Here is a 22,185-nt window from a genome sequence, read left to right on the forward strand (position 1 = left end):
CAATACTTTACTTTTTTGAAATCTCCTCTTTAAGCGCCTTGTGCATCATCTGATATGTTGAACGGCTAAAGAGATATGCTTTTGCTCCAAAAAGAGTCTCGAACATAATTTTCCAGAGTGTTGAAAAATTTGTATCATCTCTTTTGTCGCAGAGTTTTTTTTGCATCTCAAGCTCAAGATCTGCCAAAGCTTTTGCATGAAGCGCATACTCTTTGATAATCTCATAATCAACACCCACGCTTTTAAACCGCTCTATAAGTTTTAAAATTGAGAGCTCTTTTTGTGTAAAGTCATCCTCTGCCAGAGGTAGCAAAATAGCATCTCTTAAAAGTTCTTCCAAAAACGCTGCATCAACACTAAACAATTCTATAAACTCCTTTTTTGTATAGTGCTTTGCCTCTTTTGGCAGATTTGAGAGAGTTTGCATAAGGGGTTCAACCATAGAAAACGAGCTAGAGAGCGAACTATTTTTTTCCTGAAGTATAGATTTTATCTGCTCGTTTGTGCTTGCAAACTCCTCTTTCATGTACTTTATATACTTTAAAATCTCCACATGTTCATCACCATATCTATGTACGTTTGATTTCAGTTTTTTAGCCTCAGGGAGTAATCCTTCTCTTATGTAGTAGAGAATCGTTGATTTGGGAGTGTTCGTCATCTTTACGACCTGAGATATCTTATACTCCATGCATTCTTTTCCTTAATATTGATATAAGAATCATACTCTATAATTTTAAACGTTAAGCACTACTTAACGTTTTTGAAATAAACTAAATAAGAGGCAGAAATGGCACACATAAAACTACCTGAATATGAAGAGATGGCTCCTGCTATTCAAGCAAGAGCAAAACCGATTTTAGAAAAAACAGGGATGTTAGGAGAGATATTTAAGCTTATGGCGGTGGATGAAAAGGTCTATTTTGCGACTGACACTATGGTGCAAAAATATCTGCTTGACGAGACGACATTATCATACGACATAAAAGAGGCTATCGCTCTTCTGGTCTCAAAAGAGAACGGATGCAAGATGTGCGTAGACGTTCACAAAAGCATAGCAAAGATGCTTGGACTCTCCGATGAGAAGATAGAGAATATTCTTCAAGGTGTAGATGCTATGAATGTGGATGACAAAGAGAAGGCACTGCTGAACTTCTGCATAAGAGCTGCAAAAAAAGACAGCTACAAAATAGTAAAAGAGGATATTGACGCCATTAAAGCTCTGGGATATAGTGATGTTCAGGTTTTAGAAGCCGTTGCAATTACCGGATATTTTAACTACATAAACACTCTCTCAAACGTTTTTGGACTGGGACAATAAATGAAGCAGATACTCTTACTATTTTTAACACTTGCAACTATGCTAAGTGCGCAAGACTACAAAGCTGTTTTTAACTGCAACGCAAACGATATGCAGTATGTTGCCAGCCGTATGGTGCTTGTTGAGAGAACAATGGATATGATAGAGCAAAAAGGAGACACTCCGAAGTTTGCAATCACCATTCATGGAGGGTGTGCGCCTATCGTTTCAAAAAATTATGACGAGATTGTTTTAGATGATAACGATCTGAACTCCATTGAACTCTCTCAAAAACAGCTTATAAAATTGGCATACAGAGGCGTTGAGATAGTCGTTTGTGCCATGAGCCTAAACGCAAATACGATCCCAAAAGAGGATGTTATAGAGTCGGTAAAAATATCGCCAAACAGTTTTTTAGAGACGATCCACTACCAAAACAGCGGCTATGCACTAATGGTATTTGAGTAACTAATATACTTTTGCAAGATTCAAAATACACTCACTGAGGCTTCACTACGCTGCAGAATCGTTCGTTTAATTTTTAATCTTGCATATAGTTTTTAAACTACCTTGCAGACTATATCGCCGATCTCTTTTTGCAGTGAGGCGGCGACAACTCCGCACTTTATCTTGAGTAGAAAGCAGATGCTCTCTCTTTTTGGCGGGCTCATACACTCGTAATTTCCCATCCCTTTGCTTATGATCAGATCGACGCTGTCAAAAAGTTCCCTTGAGTAGTCGTTTGCTCGGTTGTATGTAAATCCAGGAGTGTTTACGCCGCTGTCAACCACTTCGCATATCTTCTCAAACCCCGCCTCTCTCGCCTCTTTTAGAGTCACGTCGTTTATTATCGGATTGCCCCTGACCATATAGTAAAATTTACTCTCAGGATAAAGCTCACTTAATGTCTCGATGAGCATATAGTCAAAAATATGCTCTCCTACATTGTCGCCCACCACCAAAACGCTCTTTGCACTGCTTAGCTTCTGTGCAAAAACCAAGAAATCATCATGCCCAAACTCGGTATGAAATATCTTCTCAAGCTCCTCTTTGAGGTCAAACTCTACCTCTGCGGCAAGGTCTATGACATTTCCCGCTATTGCTATTTTTGTGGCAGTCAAGAGTTTGTTTTTGGAGTTTGTAAGCTCTTTTTTTAAGAGCGGAACAAAAGAGAGCGCTTTTTTTGTACAGAGCTCTTTTACCTCGTCGTAAAGGTCTGCTTTATTGGCAATTTGCGCCATCTTTTCATAGACATATGAGGCGATCTCGGGGGGAGTATCATCGTAAGAGAAGCTCTCGCTCATCTTGGTGACTGTGGATTTTAGCTCATCTGCCATAGAGGCAGAAGCGTGGATGGCGTTTGCAACTTTAACGCTCTGATTTATTATACAGCCTACACAGGCTTCATCAATAGTCATCTGTTAATATGCTTATTTTTCGGTATGCTCTTCAATAGCTTTGTTCCACATAAGTTTATATTTTCTTCTCATAAACTCAACTTCTTGCTGTGAAAGTTTTAGCTGCTCTTGAAGCGTGTGTATTGTTTTTCTGTCTTCATCATAAAGCTCTTGCAGAGATGCGAGTGCCTCTCTTAAAAACTCATTCTCGACTCTTACTGCCGCAAGAGTCTCGTCTTTTGCATCAAGCACTTTTTCGTGAAGATTGATTATAGTACCTATCGTCTTCTCGACAAACTGGGGCTGTACTACCATCTCTTTTGTGTTGTGCGAAGAGAGCTCTTTTAACTGCACAGGAACAACTTCCCCAGCACCTTTAGAGGGGTCGATATATCGCACCCCGTCTTCAACTTTTATGGTAAGCTTGCCTCTGTCTGCCAAGTCGTCGATCGCCGACATATCAAGACCGGTAAGTTCCATATACTCTTCATCGCTCATCCACTTCATGCGTGTGCCCCTGTTACAAATTTACTAAAGAATAGTCTCAATCTCCATTGAATCCATCTCTACTTTTTTAGCCTTTGAGATACGGTCCTCTTTGAGTTTGATAGCAAGCTCTTCATTATCAAGTGCCAGTATCTGCATAGCCAAATAAGCAGAGTTTATCGCTCCAGCTTTTCCTATAGCTACAGTAGCAACAGGCATTCCAGCAGGCATCTGAACAGTTGAGAGAAGGGCATCGATCCCGCTAAGAGCAGATGCGCTCATAGGAACTCCGATGATCGGCTTTACGGTTTTAGAAGATAAAACACCCGCTAAGTGTGCAGCCATTCCCGCAGCCGCTATAAAAACTTGAGCACCTTTTTTCTCTGCTTTAGCAATATACTCTTTTGTTCTCTCAGGAGAGCGATGAGCTGAAGAGATAATCATTTCATACTGAACACCAAACGCCTCAAGCGTATCTGAACAAGACTTCATTATCTCGTAATCACTTTTACTGCCTATTACAATTGAAACAAATTTCATATACTATCTTCCTTTTTTTTGATGCGCGATTATAGCATAGCTTTTTAAACTATGCTTTTATAGATAAGCTGAGCTTATCAAACTTTGGGGTAGGTGCCCATGTCTGGATGCGCAGGAATTCTTAAAAAGGTGTATGGCGGAAGTTTTGTCGGCAGTGTTATCGGATTAGGGTTTCCACTGTGAACCTCATCCCAGACCTTCTTATTTTCTGCCAAAAGCTGCTTTAGCTTCATATATACTCTTCCGTCTCGCTCGTAAGTCTCGCCTATCTCATTGTCTACCGTTTCTATATGGGAGCCTAGTGGGGCAACTATCTCAAGTTCATCTCCGGGCAGAGTTTTATACTTACACAAAAAGTGTGTACCCTCTTCATTTACCACTCCGCTTACCTGATGAGTTCCAAGCTGCATAGTGAAGTCCAGACTCTGGGTATCATGCTTCTCAAACGGTCTTGAGATAAGATAGGCATCGGTATAACCGCGGTTTTGAAGAGATTGAAGCTCATATTGGTACTTATCGACATCATTTACGCCATTGTAATAATCATCAATAGCCATTCTGTAAGCTTTTGCAGTGACCGCCGCATAGTAAGCGGTTTTTGTCCGCCCCTCAATTTTAAGAGAATCTACCGCGCCGCTGTCTAAGATCTCTTTTACGTGTGAAGCAAGATTGAGGTCTTTTGAGTTCATGATGTAAGTACCTACGCCCTCATCCTCTTCGAGTTTGAACAAAGTCCCAGTCTCAGGGTTAGCCGCGTACATCTCATAAGGAAAGCGGCAGTCATTCGCGCAGCTTCCGCGGTTTGGAACGCGTCCGCTTTGAAGAGTAGAGATAAGACATCTGCCGCTGTATGCAAAACACATAGAGCCTTGCACGAATACCTCAAGCTCCAAGTCCGGAAGCTCTCTTTTGATCTCAACCAGATCTTTAAGCGAGATCTCCCTTGCCGTTATAATACGGGTCGCCCCCATGTCGTAGTAGACCTTTGCGTCAAGCACGTTCATTACGTTTGCCTGCGTAGATAGGTGAAGCGGCATATGCGGAACAAGCTCATGACATAGTTTAAGCACACCCGGGGTTGCGACAATAAAAGCATCAGGCCCCAGATCCGCCATTGCTAAAATATGTTTCTTCAAAAGATTTAACTGAGAGTTAAAAGGAAAACCGTTCAGAGTCGCATAAACTTTTTTGCCGCGCGAGTGGGCATACTCGATCCCCTCGGCAAACTCATCCATGCTAAACTCTTTACCTGAGCGTATGCGAAGCGAGAAGTGGCTCACTCCGCCGTAAACTGCGTCTGCACCGAAATCAATAGCGATCTTTAATTTTTCTAACGTTCCCGCGGGGGATAATAGTTCTACTTTTTGCATTAACTTCCAAATTGCGAGAGAAGAGCTTCTATCTCTTCATTTGATACAAGTTCATTGTGAGTGTCTCCGACGATATGCGTAGCGGAAGAGACTCTTTTTTCATCATCTATCTTACCCTCAAAAAGAGAGTTCATATAGTTGGAGAGAGCGCGCATAACATTTATAACACGCTCGATCTTTTGGCGGTGGATATCTTGGTACTGCATGATGTCCATAACGTCCATTATCGCGTTGCCGCTTGATTGAAGCGTCTCTAGAGCTTCGTTCGTATTATCCAGTGCCGCACTGTTCTTCTCCAGCTGAGCTTTGAAGGCTTCAACATCGGGAAATTTGGCATTTAGCGTTTTAAAGAGTTCAATGTTACTTTTTAACACCTCTATTACCGCCTCGGCTCTCTTCTCCTCTTCGAGCAGATCATTGCTGATACCCTCTATAATGTCAAAAATTTCGCTGGCTTTCTCTTCGCTCTCTTTAGTGACATCGTCAAGCTGATGTACCATTTTATTTTCATTAGTTGCTGGGAGAGGCCAATGATGCGCTGTTTCAGGGCTATAACCCAACGGTTTGTCTTCCTCTTTTTTTGAAGAGGTCACATCTTTTTCATCACCATCTTCAAACCCAGCATCCTCATCAACAGAATCGTCGTTTATATCATCATCTGTTAAAGATTCTAAATCTTCAATATCACCACTCATTAAGGCATCTAGTTCTTCTTGAGTCATAGAAAGCTCTCCGTCCAATATTCGCTAAATTTAAATTTTATCACTATAATATCATAAAAATATGTAAATACGAGAATGAAAACAGTGATAGTAGACATCCACAACCATACAAAACTTTGTAATCACGCAGAGGGAGAAATAGCCGAGTATATCGAAAAAGCGATAGAGTGCGGCATAAAATATTTCGGCTTTTCTGAGCATGCTCCGATGAACTTTGATGAGAAATACCGCATTTCATTTGCGCAGATGAGAGAGTATGAAAAAAGCGTACTTGATGCAAAAGAGAAGTATAAAGAGAGGATTGAAATTCTTCTTGGCTACGAAGTCGATTATCTAAGAGGCTATATGGATGATAGGGTTTTAAATGCAGATGTCGATTATCTCATAGGTTCCGTCCACTTTATAGAGGAGTGGGGCTTTGACAATCCGGAGTTTATCGGAAACTACAAAGACCGAGATATTGACGAGATCTGGCAAAAATATTTTGATGCAATAGAGGAGATGGCTAATAGCAGGCTTTTTGACATTGTTGGACATCTTGACCTTATAAAAATTTTCAAATTTATGCCGACAAAAGATATAACAGAAATAGCAAAAAATGCCCTTCTTGCCATCAAAGAAGCAGATATGTCCATAGAGATAAATGTTGCAGGTTTTAGAAAACCGATAGGCGAGGCGTATCCATCCCTATCGTTATTGAAAGAGATCAAAAAGCTTGATATTGCGATAACTTTTGCTTCGGATGCACACAAACCAGAACAAGTAGGACTCTACAGTAATGAAGCTATCAGTATGGCAAGAAGTGCGGGCTACAGCGAGTGTGTATTTTATAGAAATAGAAAAAGAAAATTTATCAAATTTTAATTCTCTCTTCAGAGAGAATCTTTAGTGACTTAGCGTCTAGCGTAGCCAAACGGGACTTTACTAAAGAAACTTCGTTTTGTTCCGATTGGCGTTATAAATAAATAGTTTATAAAATTTTAGTAGTGGTATCATAAAGCAATTTTAAAGAGTTGGGCTTGTATAATGTGCGAACATAAAATTAGAAGGAAACAATAATGGGTAAATATATAGAATTGACTAGCTCAGATTTTGAAGCAACACTGGGTGAAGGTGTATCTTTAGTAGATTTTTGGGCTCCATGGTGTGGACCTTGTCGTATGATCGCTCCTGTAATTGAAGAGCTTGCAAATGACTACGACGGTAAAGCTAAGATCTGTAAAGTAAATACTGATGAAGAGCAAGACATCGCTGTTAAATTCGGCATCCGTTCTATTCCTACAATCATCTTTTTTAAAGATGGCAAAATTGAAGGTCAAGTTGTTGGAGCACAATCTAAAGCTGCTCTAGCTGAAAAACTAGACGCTCTTTTAGCGTAATTTAAGAGTACGCAGTGGCAGACAGAGGTAAAAGCCTCTTTTCGCTATCTACGTTACTTGCCTCTTTCTTCGGCGCAGCTATGATAGCTGCCGCCTTTGCTTACTTCAACTATAAATTCTCAGAGTATAAGTTTATCGACTTTAAAGAGTGGGTTTTTTATGAGAAAAAAGATATTTTTACCCCTACTGCCGACAAATATGTGGTAGTTTTCTACAGCTCAAAAGTGAACAATACAGCAGAACTTCTCGCAAACATAGACCTAAACCATCCCGTCATTGCAATAGACTACTATAATGAAGTTTATGAAAAGAGCAAAAATACGACTTTTTTAAGAAGCGGAACAAAAACATCCCTAAGCTTTATCCAAAGATTCAATATCTATGAAGTACCATCTATTTTTTTTATAAAGAAAACAAAAGAGTCTCTTTATAAACAAGATAGTATGATACGAAAACTGGATAATTTGAACGAGTTAGCTTCGCAAATTGAAGCTTTATAAACTCTGGCTCTAAAGAGCCTAGCTTTAGTGCCTTAGCGGCTAGCGTAGATACTTGGACTTGTTCAAGTATCGTTATATAAATGAAGGGTTTCCTTCATTTTATGAAGTAAAATTAAGGATAATAATTATGATACTAGATTGCGCTATTATAGGTGGAGGACCCGCGGGTCTTACGGCTGGATTGTATGCAACGCGCGGCGGCTTGGAAAATGTAGTAATGTTTGAAAAAGGGATGCCCGGAGGTCAAATAACACAAAGTTCGGAGATAGAGAACTACCCAGGTGTTACAGGCGAGATAAGCGGGATGGACCTTATGATGCCATGGCCCGAGCAGTGCCAAAAATTTGGTCTAAAACATGAGATGGTCGAAGTTAAACGCGTAAGCAAAGATGGTGATATATTTAAAATCCACAAAGAGGACGGTTCTGTAGCAGAAGCTCACAGCGTCATCGTCTGTACCGGTTCATCTCCGAGACGTGCAGGCTTTGCAGGAGAGGATGAGCTTTTTGGAAGAGGTGTCAGTACATGTGCTACTTGTGACGGCTTTTTTTACAAAGGAAAAGAGGTTGCCGTGATAGGCGGCGGTGACACCGCTCTTGAAGAGGCACTCTACCTTGCAAAGATATGTTCAAAAGTCTATCTTATCCATAGACGTGACACATTCCGCTCAGCTCCAAATACTATTAAAAGGGTTGAGAGAACAGAGAATATAGAGCTTGTTTTAAACTCGACTCCCGAAGAAGTTTACGGCGATGAGATGGGCGTAGCTGGAATCCGTGTTAAAAATGCCAATGGCGAGATCCGTGATATTAAAGCGCCTGGCGTCTTTGTTTTTGTCGGAAATGACGTAAACAATCAGACTCTTATTCAAGAGGATGGAACTTTCCTGTGCGATGTAAACAAACATGGCGAAGTGATCGTGGACATAAGCATGAGAACATCCGTAGAGGGGCTTTTTGCGGCAGGTGATATGCGTATCGCCGCTCCGAAACAGGTTGTAAGTGCTGCGGGTGACGGTGCTGTTGCAGCACTTCAAGCTATCTCTTATGTAGATGAAAAACTAAACTAATTTATAAAGAAGGATATTTAAATGACGAGAGTTGGTGTTTTTGGAGCAAACGGCAGAGTCGGAAAACTGATAATTGATGATCTAAAAGCTACAGAGAATATAAGCCTTAGTTCAGTTTTTGTGAGAAACTCCCTTAACTTCTCTATAGACCCTTCTGTTTTGGTAAGTACTGATATAGGCACTTTTTTAAAAGGGTGTGATATTGTTATAGACTTCTCGCTTCCAGAGGCTTGCGAAGCACTCTTAGAAGCAGCTCTGAAAACTCCAAAACCGCTTGTAATAGGCACAACCGGTCTAAGCGCACATCAGCTCAATCTTTTAAAGCAGGCAAGCGAGAGCATGCCTATCCTTTATGCTACAAATATGTCTTTAGGCGTTGCACTTCTAAACAAGCTTGTATATCAGGCTGCTGCGGCTCTTGAAGGCTTTGACATCGAGATAGTAGAGATGCATCATAAACATAAAAAAGATGCTCCAAGCGGTACTGCTCTTACACTAGGCGAGTCTGCTGCACTAGGCCGCGGACTAGAGTTGGATAAGGTGCGTATTAGCGGGCGTGACGGCAACATAGGCGAGAGAACTAAAGATGAGATCGCGGTTATGGCGCTTCGCGGCGGCGATATCGTCGGCCGTCATACTGTAGGTTTTTATAATGATGGCGAATTTATAGAGCTTAACCATACTGCAACCTCAAGAAACACCTTTAGCAAAGGTGCCATAAGAGCTGCATCATGGCTGGTCAACAAAGAGAGCGGTCTTTATTCTATTAGCGATTGTTTAGAGTTATAAAGTCAGATTTTACTTTGCTTTGAGTATAATTCCGTTAAATATTCTCGAGGAGAAAATGTGCTAGAAGATGTTAATGAAAAGTGTGCGGTAGTAGGAATCTATGGTAATAAGGAAGCTTCTAAATTAGCTTATTTTTCACTGCATGCACTTCAGCATCGTGGTCAGGAAGCAGCAGGGATCAGCTCCTCAAACGGAACAAAACTGCAAACTATCAAAAAACGCGGTTTGGTTATGCGCGTGTTTGACGAAAAAAAGCTTGAGACCCTAAGAGGTTCGAGCGCTATCGGTCACACTCGCTACTCCACTGCCGGAGATGACTCCATCTTGGATGCTCAGCCTGTATTTGCAAGATACGACTTGGGTGAGATGGCGATCGTTCACAACGGAAACCTGACAAACGCCGAAGAGATAAGAAACAAACTTATCGACAAAGGGGCAATTTTTCAAACCTTTATGGATACGGAAAACCTTATCCACCTCATAGCAAAAAGCGAACAGAGAAAACTGCTTGACAGAATAATAGACGCCGTTCAAAAAATAGAGGGCGCTTTCTCGCTTGTTTTTCTAAGCAGAACCAAAATGTTCGCAATGCGTGACAGACACGGTTTTCGCCCTTTAAGTCTCGGTAAACTCCCAGGTGGCGGCTACATAGTTGCAAGCGAGACATGTGCATTTGACCTTGTAGGCGCTGAGTTCATCAGAGATGTCGAACCGGGTGAACTTCTTATTTTCAGCGAAGATAAAGAGCCAAAAAGCATAAAAGTTTTTGAGCCTACTCCTAAGCACTGCATCTTTGAGTATGTCTATTTTGCAAGACCGGACTCAAAAGTATTTGGGCAGAGTGTCTACCAGACAAGAAAAAATATGGGCAAAGAGCTCGCACACATAAAGCCCGTTGAAGCAGATTTAGTTATTCCTGTACCTGATGGCGGTGTTCCTGCGGCTATAGGCTACGCTCAGGAGAGCGGGATTCCTTATGAGATGGGGATCATGAGAAACCACTATATCGGGCGTACATTCATTGAGCCGACACAAGAGATGAGAGATTTAAAAGTCAAAATGAAGCTCTCCCCTATGATAGACATTATCAAGGGCAAAAGAGTTATCGTCGTTGATGACTCAATCGTGCGCGGAACGACATCTAAGAGAATCGTAAGAATGTTAAAAGAGGCGGGAGCAAGCGAAGTTCACATGAGAGTATCTTCTCCTCCTACAACCGATCCATGTTTTTACGGCGTTGACACTCCAAACAAAGACAAACTTATAGCCGCAAATATGTCCCAGGATGATATTTGCAAGTTTATCGAAGCGGACTCTTTGGCGTACCTTGATGAAGCTTCGCTTCTAAGAAGTGTCAATGCAAAAGATGAGAGCTACTGTACAGCCTGCTTTACAGGAAAATACATAGTTTAATGCAACAAATATTTACCTTTGGCAACTACTTAAGAGATAAGTTCGGTTGCAAAGTCTACAAAGTCGGCATCAACATATCTGGGTTTACATGCCCGAATATAGACGGCACAGTAGCAAAAGGGGGTTGCACCTTTTGTGAAAACGACTCTTTTAGCGCAAGTACGGGTCAGACCCAAGAGCTAAAGGGTTTTCATCTAAATCTAAACTCAAAAACAAATCCAAATCTTGACAAGCAGCTTGCCCAGCTGGAGATGCAGTTTAACGCTATAAGCAAAAGACAGCGCGAAGAGTACGGAGCTAGTAAGTTTCTGGTCTACTTTCAATCATTTACAAATACCTACGCACCTTTTGAGACGCTAAAAGCGCTCTATGACAAAGCTCTCACGTTTGATGACGTTGTAGGTCTGAGCATAGGAACGCGCTCAGACAGCATAACAGAGGAGACTCTTGATTATCTGGCAGAGCTTAACCGAACAAAAGAGATCTGGATCGAGTTTGGGATCCAATCCGTTTATGATGAGACTCTCTTAAAGATCAACCGCGGGCATGACAGTGCAAATGTAAAAGAGTGGATATTAAAGGCTAAAAGCAAGGGGCTGCATGTATGCGGTCATCTTATATTCGGCCTGCCCGATGAGACGAAAGAGATGATGCTTCAAACTGCAAAAGAGGCTTATAGCTGGGGAATCGACTCCGTAAAGTATCATCCGCTATACGTTGTAAAAAAGACATCTCTTGCGAATGACTTTTTAAAAGGAAAGTTCACGCCGATAAGTGAAGATGAGTATTTGGACGTACTTGTTAAAGCGATAAAAATGAAGCCTCAAAATGTATCTGTTCAAAGAGTAACGGCGGGTATAGACGACAACTCTCTTTTATCGCCTGATTGGTGCAGAGATAAAAACAGCCAGATCAAAAAGATAAATGCCGCACTAAAACCGCTTGGACTTAAATATTAGTGAGCGTATATTTTTGCGAAATGAGTAACGCCTCTAAAGTATGGAGGGTAGTCAAAATAGACCCTAAACTCTCTGGACTCGCCAGGTCTTAGATTTCTAGCTACCACGAACTCGTGGGTTATCTGCTGAGGCTTGCTGTCGGTATCAATGGTCTCGCCTGAGAAAAAGCCGAAAAAACCGCTTGGTTTATAAAATGAACCCGCCTTTACGTTACCGCTTGAGTGTCCCTTGTTTACAAGTTTTATCTCAAATGTGACCTCGCCTATCTCGTAATTTCCCTCATTTCTGACTATGCCGCTGTACATGATCTGCTCGGTACTGAGATTTCTCTTGTTCTCCATCTTGTATAGCTTTGCTTTTTTTGTATATTTGTCTACTACAAAGAGACTAAAGCCCGCCATTACTGCAGTTATAAGAAGTGTTGAGAATATTATCTGAGATCTTAGTTTAGAGTTCTCATCTTTAAATGCTACCGCAATACCGGCTACAAGAATCAGTAAAATAACACCTAAGGCAATATAGTGCCACTCATTGAATAGTGTGTTCATCTGCACTTTGCTCCCAACGTAATATTATAGTCGCCGCCATATATAAAAGGCTCTATGATCATCTTGAACTCTCGCTTCTCATCTTTTACGATACCTTGCTCAATGATCGACATTTTATTGAGTGGTTTTAGCATAAGTATATAATCTTTTATCTTGTTACCACTCTTTTTATAAACTGTGGCAGTGATATTACAGCTTGAAAAGTCTTTATCAGCTATATTTTTTACTGATCCGTATAGAACTATAGCCTGAGTGAAATTTAATTTTTTCTGGCTCGTTATAGCGGTCTCGTTTGTAAATAGAAACTCATGCATCTTGATATAGCCGTATGTTGAGCCGACGATGAGCTGAGTGAATGCAAAAAGTATAAGCAAGATCGCAATAGCACCTCTGTTTCTAAAGAGGATGCCAATAGTTACAAATAGAATAAAAAGTAAAAAGAGGGTAGCGAATAAGATATAATCATAAACAATCAGTTCATTTATAAATTTACTTATTGTCCCGCTCATCTATCAGCTGTCTCTTGAATTTTTTTCCGCTATACCGCTCATGTTAAATCTGCGGGAGAGCTCCTGCTTTACCCTGTCTGGAGAGATGTTTTTTGCAGCAAGTGCGACAAGCATATGGTAGGTAAGATCAGCTGCCTCATATATCATCTCAGCTTCATCATTGTCTTTGTATGCAAAACTAAACTCTCCCGCTTCCTCTACGACCTTTTTTAGTATCGTATTATCGCCTTTGCTGAGAAGTTTTGCCGTCCATGAAGATTCTGGATCTGCATTTTTTCTCTCTTGAATAGTATGATAAAGAGTATCGATCACGCCATAAAGCGCTTCGCTGCTCACCTCTGCGTCACTTTGGATCTCGCCTGATTCCAGCTCCGTAAAGAAGCATGAACGTCGTCCCGTATGGCAAGCCACGCCGTGCTGAGTTACTTTTATCAAAAGAGTGTCGTTATCGCAGTCAATGTAAAAAGAGTCTATCTCTTGAGTATGCCCGCTGCTCTCACCCTTTTTCCAGATGCGCTGTTTTGAACGGGAGAAGTAGTGTGCCACTCTTGTTTTTAGTGATAGTTCAAGAGCTTCTTTGTTCATATACGCCATCATCAGCACTTCATTGCTTTGAACGTCTTGAACGACAACCGGCAGAAGGGATATCTTTTGCCAGTCTATTTTATCTATTGTTGATTGCATATTAGTTGGTTATAGACGCTTTTCTTTGAGGGTCTTTCATATCAACCCAGATATTTGGAGTTGAACCGCCAGGTGTTAAGAATATTTTTGCATCTTTATTCTCTTTAAGAGCCTCGTTAAACTTGCCTTGAACCTGAACCTGCTCTAACTGCAGCAACTGAGCAGTAAGTGATTTTGATATCAGGTGGTTTGCCTTTGCTTTTGCTTCAGCTTCAATTGTAACGGCATCCGCTATACCCTGTGCCTCGATTCTAGCCTTCTCCGCAACACCTCTTGCTTCTGCTGCACGTCTGAGCGCTTCTTGCTCTGCACGCTGTACCTCTTGCTCAGCCTTTTGAACCTGCTGCTTTGCGATCTGGACGTTCTCTATCTGCTCTTTAACTTTTGGTGGCAGAATTATCGCACGAAGCTGTATGGACTGAAGATCAGCAGGAGTGTTTTCAAGCTTCTCAATATTGCTTCTGATCTGAGTATCTATCTCAGTTGCTATAGAGTTTCTCATCTGAGGAAGCATCTCGGCATCATATTTACCGACAACGTTTCTAACAATATCTCTTGCAACAGGATGTATGATCTTATCCTCCCATGCAAAACCCCAGTTAGAGATCGTCTGAGCAGCAAACTGAGCATCTAGTCTGTACTGAACGGTAAGCTCGATAGATACCGGCAATCCGCGCTTATCAAGAACCGTAATTGCAGGTCTTACATTAACACCCAATGCATCACTTGTAGAGCCTGTTTCAATACTTGAAGCGTAGTTTACGATACGCACTTTTGTATCTACTTTATACACTTTTTGAATAACTGGAATAATGAAATGAAGCCCCGGAAGAAGCGCCTGATCGGAATATTTACCGTTAGTGCTTAGGATTCCTCTTTGTCCCTCTTCTATGATAGTAAAAGGTTTTGCCAGGACAAGTATCAATACAACCGCAATTAGAAAATAAGCGATTCCCGCTTTCCCGCCGCCGAAGTTAAAATCTATCTTTGGCATCTGAGGAATATTCGGGCCTCCGCCGCTTCCGCCGGTAGACTTGTTGTCATAACCTCCGCCTTGGCTCTTTTTTTTGTTAAAGTAGTCATTCATATCTGATGCCATCGTTATATTTTCCTTCATTTATCTGTTCCTTTTTATCTGATGTTACACACTAAAACGAACGCGTCCGTTCTAGTGGCAGGGACAAATGTCCCTACAACCCCCTAAAGCTACGAAAAACAAAGTTTTTCGAGAACCATAAGGTTATATGTTTATACGTACGTTAGGTAGTGCTCGTACTCTTTGTTGCGTCCAAATACTATATCAAAGTATCCGCTTTGCAGTTTCTCCGTCATCTCTCCGCGTGCACCGCACCCTATCTCTCTTGCGTCGATAAGGCGTACAGGAGTTATCTCAGCTGCAGTTCCCGTTAAAAATGCTTCATCAGCGATGTAGACATCCTCTCTTGAGATACGGCGGCGTTCAACTTTGATACCCATGTTCTGCGCCATCTCGATAACTGTCTTTTGCGTGATCGACTCCAGTGAGTTGTCATTTGGAGGAGTTATAAGCACACCGTTTTTTACCATAAAAAAGCTTGCCCCGCTCGCCTCCGCAACATATCCCTGGTCATCAAGAAGCAGTGCCTCTTCATATCCGCAATCGATCGCTTCATACTTTGCCATCTGAGAGTTCAGATAGTTTGCCGTTGCTTTTGCCTTACCCATATTTGAAGTATTTGCAGGTCTTGTCATAGAGACGATCTTGAGTTTTATACCCTTTTTCATCCCCTCTTCACCAAGATATGCACCCCACTCCCAAGCAGCTATCGCAGTCTCTACCGGAGCATCTTTATGATAGACTCCCATAACACCGTATCCTAAAAATGCAAATGGACGAAGATATACATTGTCGCCGCTAAACTCGTTCTTTCTTATGAGCTCTATCTGAGCCTGGTTCATCTCCTCGACAGAGAAAGGGATATCCATAAGCGTCATCTTCGCAGAATCTTTTAATCTTTTCGTATGGTCATTTAGACGAAAAATCGCATATCCTCTGTCTGTCTTATATGCTTTTGTTCCCTCAATAACACCGTTTCCATAGTGCAGCGTATGCGACAGTACGTGAACTTTCGCATCATCCCATGCAACAAACTTACCATTCATCCAAATATATTTGGCAGCATTCATTCATTTCTCCAATAATTACTACATAAAAATTTTGATATTCTATCCAAAATGACGTTTATATTGTATTAATGGCTCTGCTCTGAAAAAAGAGTCTCAAAATCATCAGCGCTAAGAGGTCTTGAGAAGTAGTAACCCTGATACTGATTACATCCTATTTTGCTTAGGTACTCGACCTGCTCTTTATGCTCTACACCCTCCGCTATTACCTTCATATTTAACGTCTGCCCCATTTTTACGATGGTCTCTACAAATATGGAGCCGCGCTTGCTGTCGTAATCATCTATAAATGCTTTGTCTATCTTAAGATTGTCAATCGGAAATCTCTTAAGGTATGAGAGAGAAGAGTAACCCGTTCCAAAGTCATCCAGAGATATCGTGACTCCGTGGTCATGAAGCTCATGAAGTATCTTTGAGTTCTCTTCGCTATGCTGCAAAAAGAGGTACTCCGTGATCTCGATATCTATTTTTCCCGGGTCTACGTCGTTGTCATCCAAAAGCTTTTTGAATTGAACTATAAAGTTATCCTCCAAGAGCTGTTTTGCAGATACGTTTATAGAGATTGGGATCTCTATTCCTTTGTTTCTCCAGATATTATGCTGTCTTATCGCATCTTGCAGCACCCACCATCCAAGTTCGTTTATAAAGCCGTTCTCTTCGGCAAGAGATATAAATACATCCGGTGCAATAGAGCCCTGAGTTGGGCTTATCCATCTGATCAGTGCCTCAGCTCCCACGATAGCGCCGCTTTTAATATCTACTTTTGGCTGATAGTGGAGCTGATACTCATCGTTCTCGAGCGCCTTTCTCATATTTTTATCCAGCGATATCGCATCTTGGACTCTTTTGTTAAGCTCCTCTGTAAAGAAGTGGTATCTTCCGCGTCCTCTGTTTTTTGCCTCATACATGGCGATGTCGGAGTTTTTCATAAGAGAGATAAGATCTCTTCCGTCTTTTGGATAAAAAGCGATCCCGACACTGCTCCCCACGCTTATTGGGTGTGTCTGGATTATCCAAGTCTGCGCCAAATACTTCTGAATACGCTCTACTATTGTAGTAAGCTCCATAATGGAGTGGTACTTCTCGACTATTACGACAAACTCATCCCCGCCTACGCGAGCCACGAAGTCGTTTGAGCGAAGAGCCTCGCTTATCATAGAGGATATCTTCTTTAAAAGCTCGTCACCGACATTGTGCCCAAGAGAGTCGTTTATATCTTTAAAGTTGTCAAGGTCCAAAAACAAAAATGCGAACTCTCTGTTTTCACGGGAAGAGTTTGCGATGAGGCGATGGGCATACTCTTCCAAAGCGTTCCTGTTTGCAAGCCCGCTTAGCATATCGGTTCTTGCCATATCATAGAGCTCTTTTTTCTCGTTCTCAAGTCTTTGAAAAGTCTGTACCATTGAGTAGCGGATAGTCTCCAGCTCTCTTAGTTTAAAAGCTTTGGGTATCTCGCTTTGATAATATGCGAACTGACGAAGCCTCTCAAGCGGTTTTGCTATAAATCCGCGCAGAAGAAACCACAAAAAGACAAAGATAAAAACAGGAGCAAGACCGAAATAGAGCAGAAACTTAGACTTTCTTTCACTGAAATAGAGCGCTATCTCATCTTTGTCCAAAACAAACGTAAGTTTCAGAACTGTTGCTTTTTTGCCCTCGTAAAATCTTATATCTTCCTCTATCGCCTCTATCTGCTCAAGCTTATCGTACGCAGAGAGCCCGCTGCTGAAGATAAGGTTTGTAGAGATAGTCTTGCGGCGAAACGGGTCGGTCGAGATAAGTATCTCATCTTCGTCATGTATAAATATGGAGTCTATAAAGTCGCCGTTTGAAGCGATCCTATCAAGCATAGCGCGCAGAGAAGCGACATCGCCTACGCTTTTGATATCTTTTGAGAGATGGTAGCTTGTCTCAAGCATCTGCGAATTAATCGCCCTTAGTATTGCCGCTGCCGTTTTTTCCTGCTGCGCAAAATGGTAATAAAAAAAGAGGATGTAAAGTATGCTAAATAGCGCCGCTACAAGCGAAAATATGAATTTTTGTATGCTCATAGACATCTTAGATCAAATCTTCTATAGGAAAATCTTCTTTTTTAATTCTATCTTTTAACTTCTGCGACATAGACTCGTTTATCCATATAATGTTCTCTAACGACTCCCTAAACTCATCATACTTTATCTCCAAAATATATGGTTTAACCTTCTCGTAAAACTCCCTAGGGTTCTTATGAAGCTCTACAACCGCTCTGTCCACTGCCTTTTTAAGCCCCTCAAACTGTCCTCTGTGCTCAGAGAGCACTTTTTTTGTGGTAAACATCGCGTCTACGACCAAGAGGTCAAACTTATCCTTTGTCGATGCTATCTTTATAAAGCCCTTCTTTTGGATCTCTGCATCATAAGGAGAGTATGTCACTACGATGGTAGGCTTGTCGGATATAATAGATTTCAGCGTCGATATTGTCGCTTGGTCTTCATTTATATAGTTTATTCTCTCTTCGTTTATGCCGCTCTTTTTTATAAAATCTTCAAGAAGCGTGTAGTTTATAGAGTCCATCTCCAGATAAACGTCTATCTTGTCGCTGCTGTTTGTAAGCTCATCTAGCGTTCTGTTGCTCATTATCACATCCCCGCCGTGGGACTTGTCAAAGAGCATAACCGGAATAAGCGTCGAATCCTCTTTACTGAGGATGTTATACTCATACTGTGTTCCGACATAAGCATCACTGTTTCCAGCTTTGTAGAGATACATATTTTCACTCAGAGAAGAGACGTTTAGAAGTTTGATGTTAAGAGGTTCAAGCCATCCCATCTCTTTTGCGTAAAAGAGAGGCGTATAGCCTATCCATGTAGTAGCGGAGATTTTCAGCTTATGGTTGTACTCAGAAGAACATGATATAAATAACAAAGCACCCAAAATTATAAAAGCCACTCTTCTTAGCATACAAACTCCGGTAAATTTATTCTGATTTATTCTATCTGTCGTATCTTTAAGGTTTTATTAAAATATTGTCACAAAAGGTACAAAGCCAAAAGAGGCTTTGTATTTAGGAAAAAAAAAGGGGGGAGAAAAAATTGTTATTGTTTATAGTTCTATCTATTAGAACTTAAGAATAACATCGAGTTGTACACGGTGGTAATCTAGTTCAGCATCACCTAGTTTACTCCAGTTCCACCATCCAGCAACATCTACATTTTTAGCAAATGCATATTTTGTTTTAACATAGTAACCTTTACTATCTGTTCCACCGCCACTAAAGTCAGAGTCGTTATGCGCTCCATAAACTGCATCTTTTTGAACATCTCTGTAAGTAACAGCCGCTTTCCACTTCTTAGTCATAGCAAGTTCTGCACTTATATCATATCCGAAATTGTCATCACTTGCCAGTGCGTTATATGCTAATATTACTGCTGCTTTAGCCGGCATACCCATTACTAGATCTTTAACTTGTATCTCAGCAAAAGCCTCTACAATTCCATAATCTTCTTTATATACATCAACACCATTTACTGTTTCGCTTGTGTTACCCATAAATCCGCTGTCATATGGATGCGTAGTACCTTCTACACCGTCATAATGGTAATATGCAGCACCCAAATTGAGCTTAGCATCGTCAAGCTTTTGAGTATGCACATACTGAGCTAAAAAAATATTGATATCATCACCGTCTCTGTTATCTTTTTCTCTGTGCACTCTGTTAGCACCGACTCTAATCATACTATTGCCATCTTTATAACCGTAGTTGATTCCCTCTAAACGAATATCATTATCCCATACAAGTTGTGTTTTAATAGGTCTATAGATATCGTGTGCCTGCTTACCGACTCTAACCCATGAGTTGTCAAATGAGTATTTAAGAGCAAGTATGTCGATTTTAAGCTCATCTATAAAATACTCTTGAATATTTTCATCACTTTTAAAGCTTACATTTCCTGATGTCGGGTTATATTTACCACTCGAGACCGCTGTCTCTAGTCTAATATTATCAGTAGCATCAAAGTTTACAGAGTATCTAAATCTATATCTTTCACGGTTTTTATCAGCACTGCCCTCTTTTTCTATTACCTCTTGTCTTAATCTAAGATCCCCTTTTGCATGAAATCTATCAAAAAATCCATTTTTAGTTTTTTTCTCCGGTGCTTCTGCTGAGTTAAGAACTTTTCCTGCTTCTTCTACATTAATAGCTGTACGCCCTTCAGCGGCTGTTGTAAAAACTTGACCTTTGTCATCTACATAAAACTGCTGTGCAGCACTCAAACTAGTCGCGCTAACCGCTAGTGCAGCTATTGTCGATAAAACGATTTTTTTCATTTTTTGAATCCCTTGTTTTTTTGTGAGAGAATTATAAAATTGTTAGGTTACGAAAAGATTACAGCAAAAAGAGCTGTCTTAAATGCAAAAAGCCCCTGTGTCGTTTCGGACACAGAGGCTTTGCGGGAGATTTTCTTAGGAGAGAAAATTCAGGAGAATGAGTATTAACGAATGACTACTTTATATTGGCTGCCCAATACTCTTTGATCATATCTTTAGTCTCTTTTGGAAGTGGGATATAACCTAACTTCTTAGCGCTCTCGTCACCGTTTTTGAAAGCGTACTCAAAGAACTCTAAGATCTTTTTGTTCATCTCAGGCTTCTCTTTTGGAAGAAGTATAAACGTTGCCGCAACGATCGGGTACGAAGTATCGCCTGCTTGCAGAGCTAAAACAGAGTGAAAGTGATCCTCTTTTGTCCAAGTAGCATACTTTGCAGCAGCTTTGAAGTTCTCTTCTGTTGCAGCAACCCATTTTCCGCTTGCAGTTTTTAAAACAGCCGCACTTAAGTTGTTCTTCTCTTTATATGCGTTTTCAATGTAACCTATTGAGTAAGGAGTCTGTTTTACCAAACTTGCAACACCCTCGTTACCTTTTCCGCCAATGCCAACAGCCCAGTCAACAGCTTTGCCTGTTCCGAAGTTCTCTTTCCAGTTCTTAGAGCTTTTTGTCAGGTAGTATGTGAAGTTATATGTAGTTCCTGATCCGTCTGAACGGTGTACAACTATGATCTTTTGGTTTGGAAGGTTAAGACCTTTGTTATCTGCTGCGATTGCCGCATCATTCCATGTAGTGATCTTTCCTGCGAAAATATCAGCAACTACTTCATTGCTGAGTTTTAGAGTTGCATCTGCAATTCCTTCTACGTTAAAAGCAACTACTATTGAACCGATAACTGCAGGAAACTGTAAAAGCTTATCTTTTGCAAGCTTTTTTGTATCCAGAGCTTCATCAGATGCACCGAAATCAACAACTCTTTTAGCGATCTGCTTGATTCCGCCGCCTGAACCGATTGACTGGTAGTTAACAAGATTGTCGGTATCTTTTTTGTAGTTAAATGCCCAATCATAGTAGAGCGGAGCAGGAAATGACGCGCCTGCACCGTTTATCTTATCGGACGCGAACGAAGAGGTAATTGACGCTGCGGTGACTATTGCAGCTAGAGCTAATTTCTTTAACATTTGTTTTCCTTTTTGAATGTTTAGCGAAATTATAATTGCTCCATATTACAAGATGATTACAAAAGACTACTCTGCATCGGATGCAAATTTAAACTGTCCCTCCATCGCAATGGTCTCGTCTCTGCCGAATATTATCACATCCTTGTCCACCTCGATCTCGCTTGCGTCTATCTTATCCGGGTACTCTACAAAGTTTAATATATGTTTTATGGTATTTATTCTCGCCTTTTTCTTGTTGTCGCTCTTTACCACCGTCCATGGAGCAATCTCGGTATGCGTAGCGCTTAACATCATATACTTTGCCAAAGCGTAGGCGTCCCAAAGCTGTTGCGCCTTGGCATCCACTTCGGAGAACTTATACTGCTTCAGTGGGTCCTGCTCTCTTTTTGCAAATCTTTTTGCCTGCTCCTCTTTTGTAACCGAGAAGTAAAATTTAAATATCTTGATATCCTCCTCTGCCAGCATCTTCTCAAAAAGAGGTGCATCCTTTAAGAACTTGTGATGCTCCCTCTCTGTGCAAAATCCCATTACAGGCTCGACCATAGCCCTGTTATACCAGCTTCTGTCAAAAAAGACCATCTCCCCGGCGGAAGGCAGATGTGCGACATATCTTTGAAAATACCACTGGGTTTGCTCTTGATCGTTTGGTTTTGAGAGTGCCACGACTCTCGCCCCTCTTGGATTGAGGTGCTCTATTATTCTCTTTATGGTCCCGCCTTTGCCTGCGGCATCGCGCCCCTCAAAGATCATCATCACTTTAAGCCCCTGCTCTTTTACATGATTTTGAAACTTTAGAAGCTCGATCTGGAGTTTTTTTAGCTCCTCTTCATATAAAAGGGTCTCCTCTTTTACCCAAGATCGGAAGAGCACAC

The 22,185-nt window shown here is 41.1% G+C and carries 25 protein-coding genes; 9 read left to right on the plus strand and 16 right to left on the minus strand.

Translation table 11 applies throughout. The features are described from left to right. Nucleotides 1–7 precede the first annotated feature (7 nt). Complete coding sequence (locus RBR61_RS02520; protein ID WP_320341932.1) at nt 8–688, minus strand: MerR family transcriptional regulator; 681 nt, start codon at nt 686–688, stop codon at nt 8–10. Nucleotides 689–787: 99 nt separating this feature from the next. Here RBR61_RS02520 and RBR61_RS02525 point away from each other — a divergent pair, with 99 nt between their 5' ends. Both RBR61_RS02525 and RBR61_RS02530 read left to right on the plus strand, forming a co-directional pair. Further along, entirely contained in the window at nt 788–1,318 is a 531-nt protein-coding gene (locus RBR61_RS02525; RefSeq protein ID WP_320341933.1) for a carboxymuconolactone decarboxylase family protein, read from the plus strand. After that, the gene (locus RBR61_RS02530; protein ID WP_320341934.1) at nt 1,319–1,765 is read left to right on the plus strand and encodes a DsrE family protein; all 447 of its coding nucleotides are present in this window, start codon (nt 1,319–1,321) and stop codon (nt 1,763–1,765) included. It abuts the gene before it with no gap. Between the two features lie 92 nt (nt 1,766–1,857). Here RBR61_RS02530 and RBR61_RS02535 read toward each other — a convergent pair whose 3' ends face one another. The 5 genes from RBR61_RS02535 to RBR61_RS02555 all read right to left on the minus strand — a co-directional run bounded on the left by RBR61_RS02535 (nt 1,858) and on the right by RBR61_RS02555 (nt 5,812). After that, nucleotides 1,858–2,715 carry an ARMT1-like domain-containing protein gene (locus RBR61_RS02535; protein ID WP_320341935.1) on the minus strand — a complete coding sequence of 286 codons (858 nt, stop codon included), beginning with the start codon at nt 2,713–2,715 and terminating at the stop codon, nt 1,858–1,860. 12 nt (nt 2,716–2,727) lie between these two features. Then, nucleotides 2,728–3,201, minus strand: coding sequence for a DUF3972 domain-containing protein (locus RBR61_RS02540; protein ID WP_320341936.1), 474 nt, complete (start codon nt 3,199–3,201; stop codon nt 2,728–2,730). A gap of 24 nt (nt 3,202–3,225) precedes the next feature. After that, nucleotides 3,226–3,720: a 5-(carboxyamino)imidazole ribonucleotide mutase gene (purE, locus tag RBR61_RS02545; protein WP_320341937.1), complete on the minus strand. Its 495-nt coding sequence runs from the start codon at nt 3,718–3,720 to the stop codon at nt 3,226–3,228. 77 nt (nt 3,721–3,797) lie between these two features. Then, entirely contained in the window at nt 3,798–5,090 is a 1,293-nt protein-coding gene (locus RBR61_RS02550) for a peptidase U32 family protein (protein WP_320341938.1), read from the minus strand. Continuing rightward, a complete protein-coding gene (locus RBR61_RS02555; RefSeq protein WP_320341939.1) occupies nt 5,090–5,812 on the minus strand; it encodes a chemotaxis protein in 723 nt (240 codons plus the stop codon). Before RBR61_RS02555 ends, RBR61_RS02550 begins: the two co-directional genes overlap by 1 nt. A gap of 84 nt (nt 5,813–5,896) precedes the next feature. Here RBR61_RS02555 and RBR61_RS02560 point away from each other — a divergent pair, with 84 nt between their 5' ends. The 7 genes from RBR61_RS02560 to RBR61_RS02590 all read left to right on the plus strand — a co-directional run bounded on the left by RBR61_RS02560 (nt 5,897) and on the right by RBR61_RS02590 (nt 11,921). Then, a complete protein-coding gene (locus RBR61_RS02560; protein ID WP_320341955.1) occupies nt 5,897–6,676 on the plus strand; it encodes a histidinol-phosphatase in 780 nt (259 codons plus the stop codon). 194 nt (nt 6,677–6,870) lie between these two features. Continuing rightward, nucleotides 6,871–7,191: a thioredoxin gene (trxA, locus tag RBR61_RS02565; RefSeq protein WP_137014880.1), complete on the plus strand. Its 321-nt coding sequence runs from the start codon at nt 6,871–6,873 to the stop codon at nt 7,189–7,191. A gap of 14 nt (nt 7,192–7,205) precedes the next feature. After that, the gene (locus RBR61_RS02570) at nt 7,206–7,691 is read left to right on the plus strand and encodes a hypothetical protein (RefSeq protein ID WP_320341940.1); all 486 of its coding nucleotides are present in this window, start codon (nt 7,206–7,208) and stop codon (nt 7,689–7,691) included. Nucleotides 7,692–7,821: 130 nt separating this feature from the next. Then, on the plus strand, nt 7,822–8,760 hold the full coding sequence (gene trxB, locus RBR61_RS02575; RefSeq protein ID WP_320341956.1) for a thioredoxin-disulfide reductase: 939 nt from the start codon (nt 7,822–7,824) through the stop codon (nt 8,758–8,760). A 21-nt stretch (nt 8,761–8,781) separates the two neighbouring features. After that, the gene (dapB, locus tag RBR61_RS02580) at nt 8,782–9,549 is read left to right on the plus strand and encodes a 4-hydroxy-tetrahydrodipicolinate reductase (protein ID WP_320341941.1); all 768 of its coding nucleotides are present in this window, start codon (nt 8,782–8,784) and stop codon (nt 9,547–9,549) included. A 57-nt stretch (nt 9,550–9,606) separates the two neighbouring features. Then, complete coding sequence (gene purF / locus RBR61_RS02585; protein ID WP_320341942.1) at nt 9,607–10,962, plus strand: amidophosphoribosyltransferase; 1,356 nt, start codon at nt 9,607–9,609, stop codon at nt 10,960–10,962. Further along, on the plus strand, nt 10,962–11,921 hold the full coding sequence (locus RBR61_RS02590; protein WP_320341943.1) for a TIGR01212 family radical SAM protein: 960 nt from the start codon (nt 10,962–10,964) through the stop codon (nt 11,919–11,921). The genes purF and RBR61_RS02590 overlap by 1 nt, the downstream gene beginning before the upstream one ends. On the opposite strand, the gene RBR61_RS02595 is transcribed toward RBR61_RS02590, so the two are convergent. The 10 genes from RBR61_RS02595 to ppk2 form a co-directional block, all read right to left on the minus strand. Further along, entirely contained in the window at nt 11,918–12,469 is a 552-nt protein-coding gene (locus RBR61_RS02595; RefSeq protein ID WP_320341944.1) for a DUF2393 family protein, read from the minus strand. The genes RBR61_RS02590 and RBR61_RS02595 overlap by 4 nt on opposite strands. Further along, nucleotides 12,466–12,978 (minus strand): DUF2393 family protein, encoded by a 513-nt coding sequence (locus tag RBR61_RS02600; RefSeq protein WP_320341945.1) that lies wholly within the window; start codon nt 12,976–12,978, stop codon nt 12,466–12,468. Before RBR61_RS02600 ends, RBR61_RS02595 begins: the two co-directional genes overlap by 4 nt. 3 nt (nt 12,979–12,981) lie before the next feature. After that, on the minus strand, nt 12,982–13,662 hold the full coding sequence (hisIE, locus tag RBR61_RS02605) for a bifunctional phosphoribosyl-AMP cyclohydrolase/phosphoribosyl-ATP diphosphatase HisIE (protein WP_320341946.1): 681 nt from the start codon (nt 13,660–13,662) through the stop codon (nt 12,982–12,984). A 1-nt stretch (nt 13,663) separates the two neighbouring features. Beyond that, nucleotides 13,664–14,761 carry a prohibitin family protein gene (locus RBR61_RS02610; protein WP_320341957.1) on the minus strand — a complete coding sequence of 366 codons (1,098 nt, stop codon included), beginning with the start codon at nt 14,759–14,761 and terminating at the stop codon, nt 13,664–13,666. A 149-nt stretch (nt 14,762–14,910) separates the two neighbouring features. Further along, nucleotides 14,911–15,828: a branched-chain amino acid transaminase gene (locus RBR61_RS02615; RefSeq protein WP_320341947.1), complete on the minus strand. Its 918-nt coding sequence runs from the start codon at nt 15,826–15,828 to the stop codon at nt 14,911–14,913. Nucleotides 15,829–15,893: 65 nt separating this feature from the next. Further along, the gene (locus RBR61_RS02620; RefSeq protein ID WP_320341948.1) at nt 15,894–17,876 is read right to left on the minus strand and encodes an EAL domain-containing protein; all 1,983 of its coding nucleotides are present in this window, start codon (nt 17,874–17,876) and stop codon (nt 15,894–15,896) included. A gap of 7 nt (nt 17,877–17,883) precedes the next feature. Next, the gene (locus RBR61_RS02625) at nt 17,884–18,765 is read right to left on the minus strand and encodes a hypothetical protein (RefSeq protein WP_320341949.1); all 882 of its coding nucleotides are present in this window, start codon (nt 18,763–18,765) and stop codon (nt 17,884–17,886) included. A gap of 156 nt (nt 18,766–18,921) precedes the next feature. Beyond that, the gene (locus tag RBR61_RS02630) at nt 18,922–20,133 is read right to left on the minus strand and encodes a putative porin (protein ID WP_320341950.1); all 1,212 of its coding nucleotides are present in this window, start codon (nt 20,131–20,133) and stop codon (nt 18,922–18,924) included. Between the two features lie 175 nt (nt 20,134–20,308). Further along, complete coding sequence (gene pstS / locus RBR61_RS02635; RefSeq protein ID WP_320341951.1) at nt 20,309–21,313, minus strand: phosphate ABC transporter substrate-binding protein PstS; 1,005 nt, start codon at nt 21,311–21,313, stop codon at nt 20,309–20,311. A gap of 66 nt (nt 21,314–21,379) precedes the next feature. Continuing rightward, nucleotides 21,380–22,183 carry a polyphosphate kinase 2 gene (gene ppk2, locus RBR61_RS02640; protein ID WP_320341952.1) on the minus strand — a complete coding sequence of 268 codons (804 nt, stop codon included), beginning with the start codon at nt 22,181–22,183 and terminating at the stop codon, nt 21,380–21,382. Nucleotides 22,184–22,185: the final 2 nt, after the last annotated feature.

It is taken from the genome of Sulfurimonas sp., assembly GCF_034005705.1.
GTDB lineage: Bacteria > Campylobacterota > Campylobacteria > Campylobacterales > Sulfurimonadaceae > Sulfurimonas.

Coding starts and splice junctions, on each gene's coding strand:
- RBR61_RS02535 (WP_320341935.1), bottom strand. CDS start 2,715: ATGACTATTGATGAAGCCTGTGTAGGCTGTATAATAAATCAGAGCGTT.
- RBR61_RS02600 (WP_320341945.1), bottom strand. CDS start 12,978: ATGAGCGGGACAATAAGTAAATTTATAAATGAACTGATTGTTTATGAT.
- hisIE (WP_320341946.1), bottom strand. CDS start 13,662: ATGCAATCAACAATAGATAAAATAGACTGGCAAAAGATATCCCTTCTG.
- RBR61_RS02630 (WP_320341950.1), bottom strand. CDS start 20,133: ATGAAAAAAATCGTTTTATCGACAATAGCTGCACTAGCGGTTAGCGCG.
- RBR61_RS02590 (WP_320341943.1), top strand. CDS start 10,962: ATGCAACAAATATTTACCTTTGGCAACTACTTAAGAGATAAGTTCGGT.
- trxA (WP_137014880.1), top strand. CDS start 6,871: ATGGGTAAATATATAGAATTGACTAGCTCAGATTTTGAAGCAACACTG.
- RBR61_RS02555 (WP_320341939.1), bottom strand. CDS start 5,812: ATGACTCAAGAAGAACTAGATGCCTTAATGAGTGGTGATATTGAAGAT.
- RBR61_RS02540 (WP_320341936.1), bottom strand. CDS start 3,201: ATGAAGTGGATGAGCGATGAAGAGTATATGGAACTTACCGGTCTTGAT.
- RBR61_RS02550 (WP_320341938.1), bottom strand. CDS start 5,090: ATGCAAAAAGTAGAACTATTATCCCCCGCGGGAACGTTAGAAAAATTA.
- RBR61_RS02530 (WP_320341934.1), top strand. CDS start 1,319: ATGAAGCAGATACTCTTACTATTTTTAACACTTGCAACTATGCTAAGT.
- dapB (WP_320341941.1), top strand. CDS start 8,782: ATGACGAGAGTTGGTGTTTTTGGAGCAAACGGCAGAGTCGGAAAACTG.
- pstS (WP_320341951.1), bottom strand. CDS start 21,313: ATGTTAAAGAAATTAGCTCTAGCTGCAATAGTCACCGCAGCGTCAATT.
- RBR61_RS02595 (WP_320341944.1), bottom strand. CDS start 12,469: ATGAACACACTATTCAATGAGTGGCACTATATTGCCTTAGGTGTTATT.
- RBR61_RS02615 (WP_320341947.1), bottom strand. CDS start 15,828: ATGAATGCTGCCAAATATATTTGGATGAATGGTAAGTTTGTTGCATGG.
- purE (WP_320341937.1), bottom strand. CDS start 3,720: ATGAAATTTGTTTCAATTGTAATAGGCAGTAAAAGTGATTACGAGATA.
- RBR61_RS02520 (WP_320341932.1), bottom strand. CDS start 688: ATGGAGTATAAGATATCTCAGGTCGTAAAGATGACGAACACTCCCAAA.
- RBR61_RS02525 (WP_320341933.1), top strand. CDS start 788: ATGGCACACATAAAACTACCTGAATATGAAGAGATGGCTCCTGCTATT.
- RBR61_RS02610 (WP_320341957.1), bottom strand. CDS start 14,761: ATGGCATCAGATATGAATGACTACTTTAACAAAAAAAAGAGCCAAGGC.
- RBR61_RS02625 (WP_320341949.1), bottom strand. CDS start 18,765: ATGCTAAGAAGAGTGGCTTTTATAATTTTGGGTGCTTTGTTATTTATA.
- RBR61_RS02620 (WP_320341948.1), bottom strand. CDS start 17,876: ATGAGCATACAAAAATTCATATTTTCGCTTGTAGCGGCGCTATTTAGC.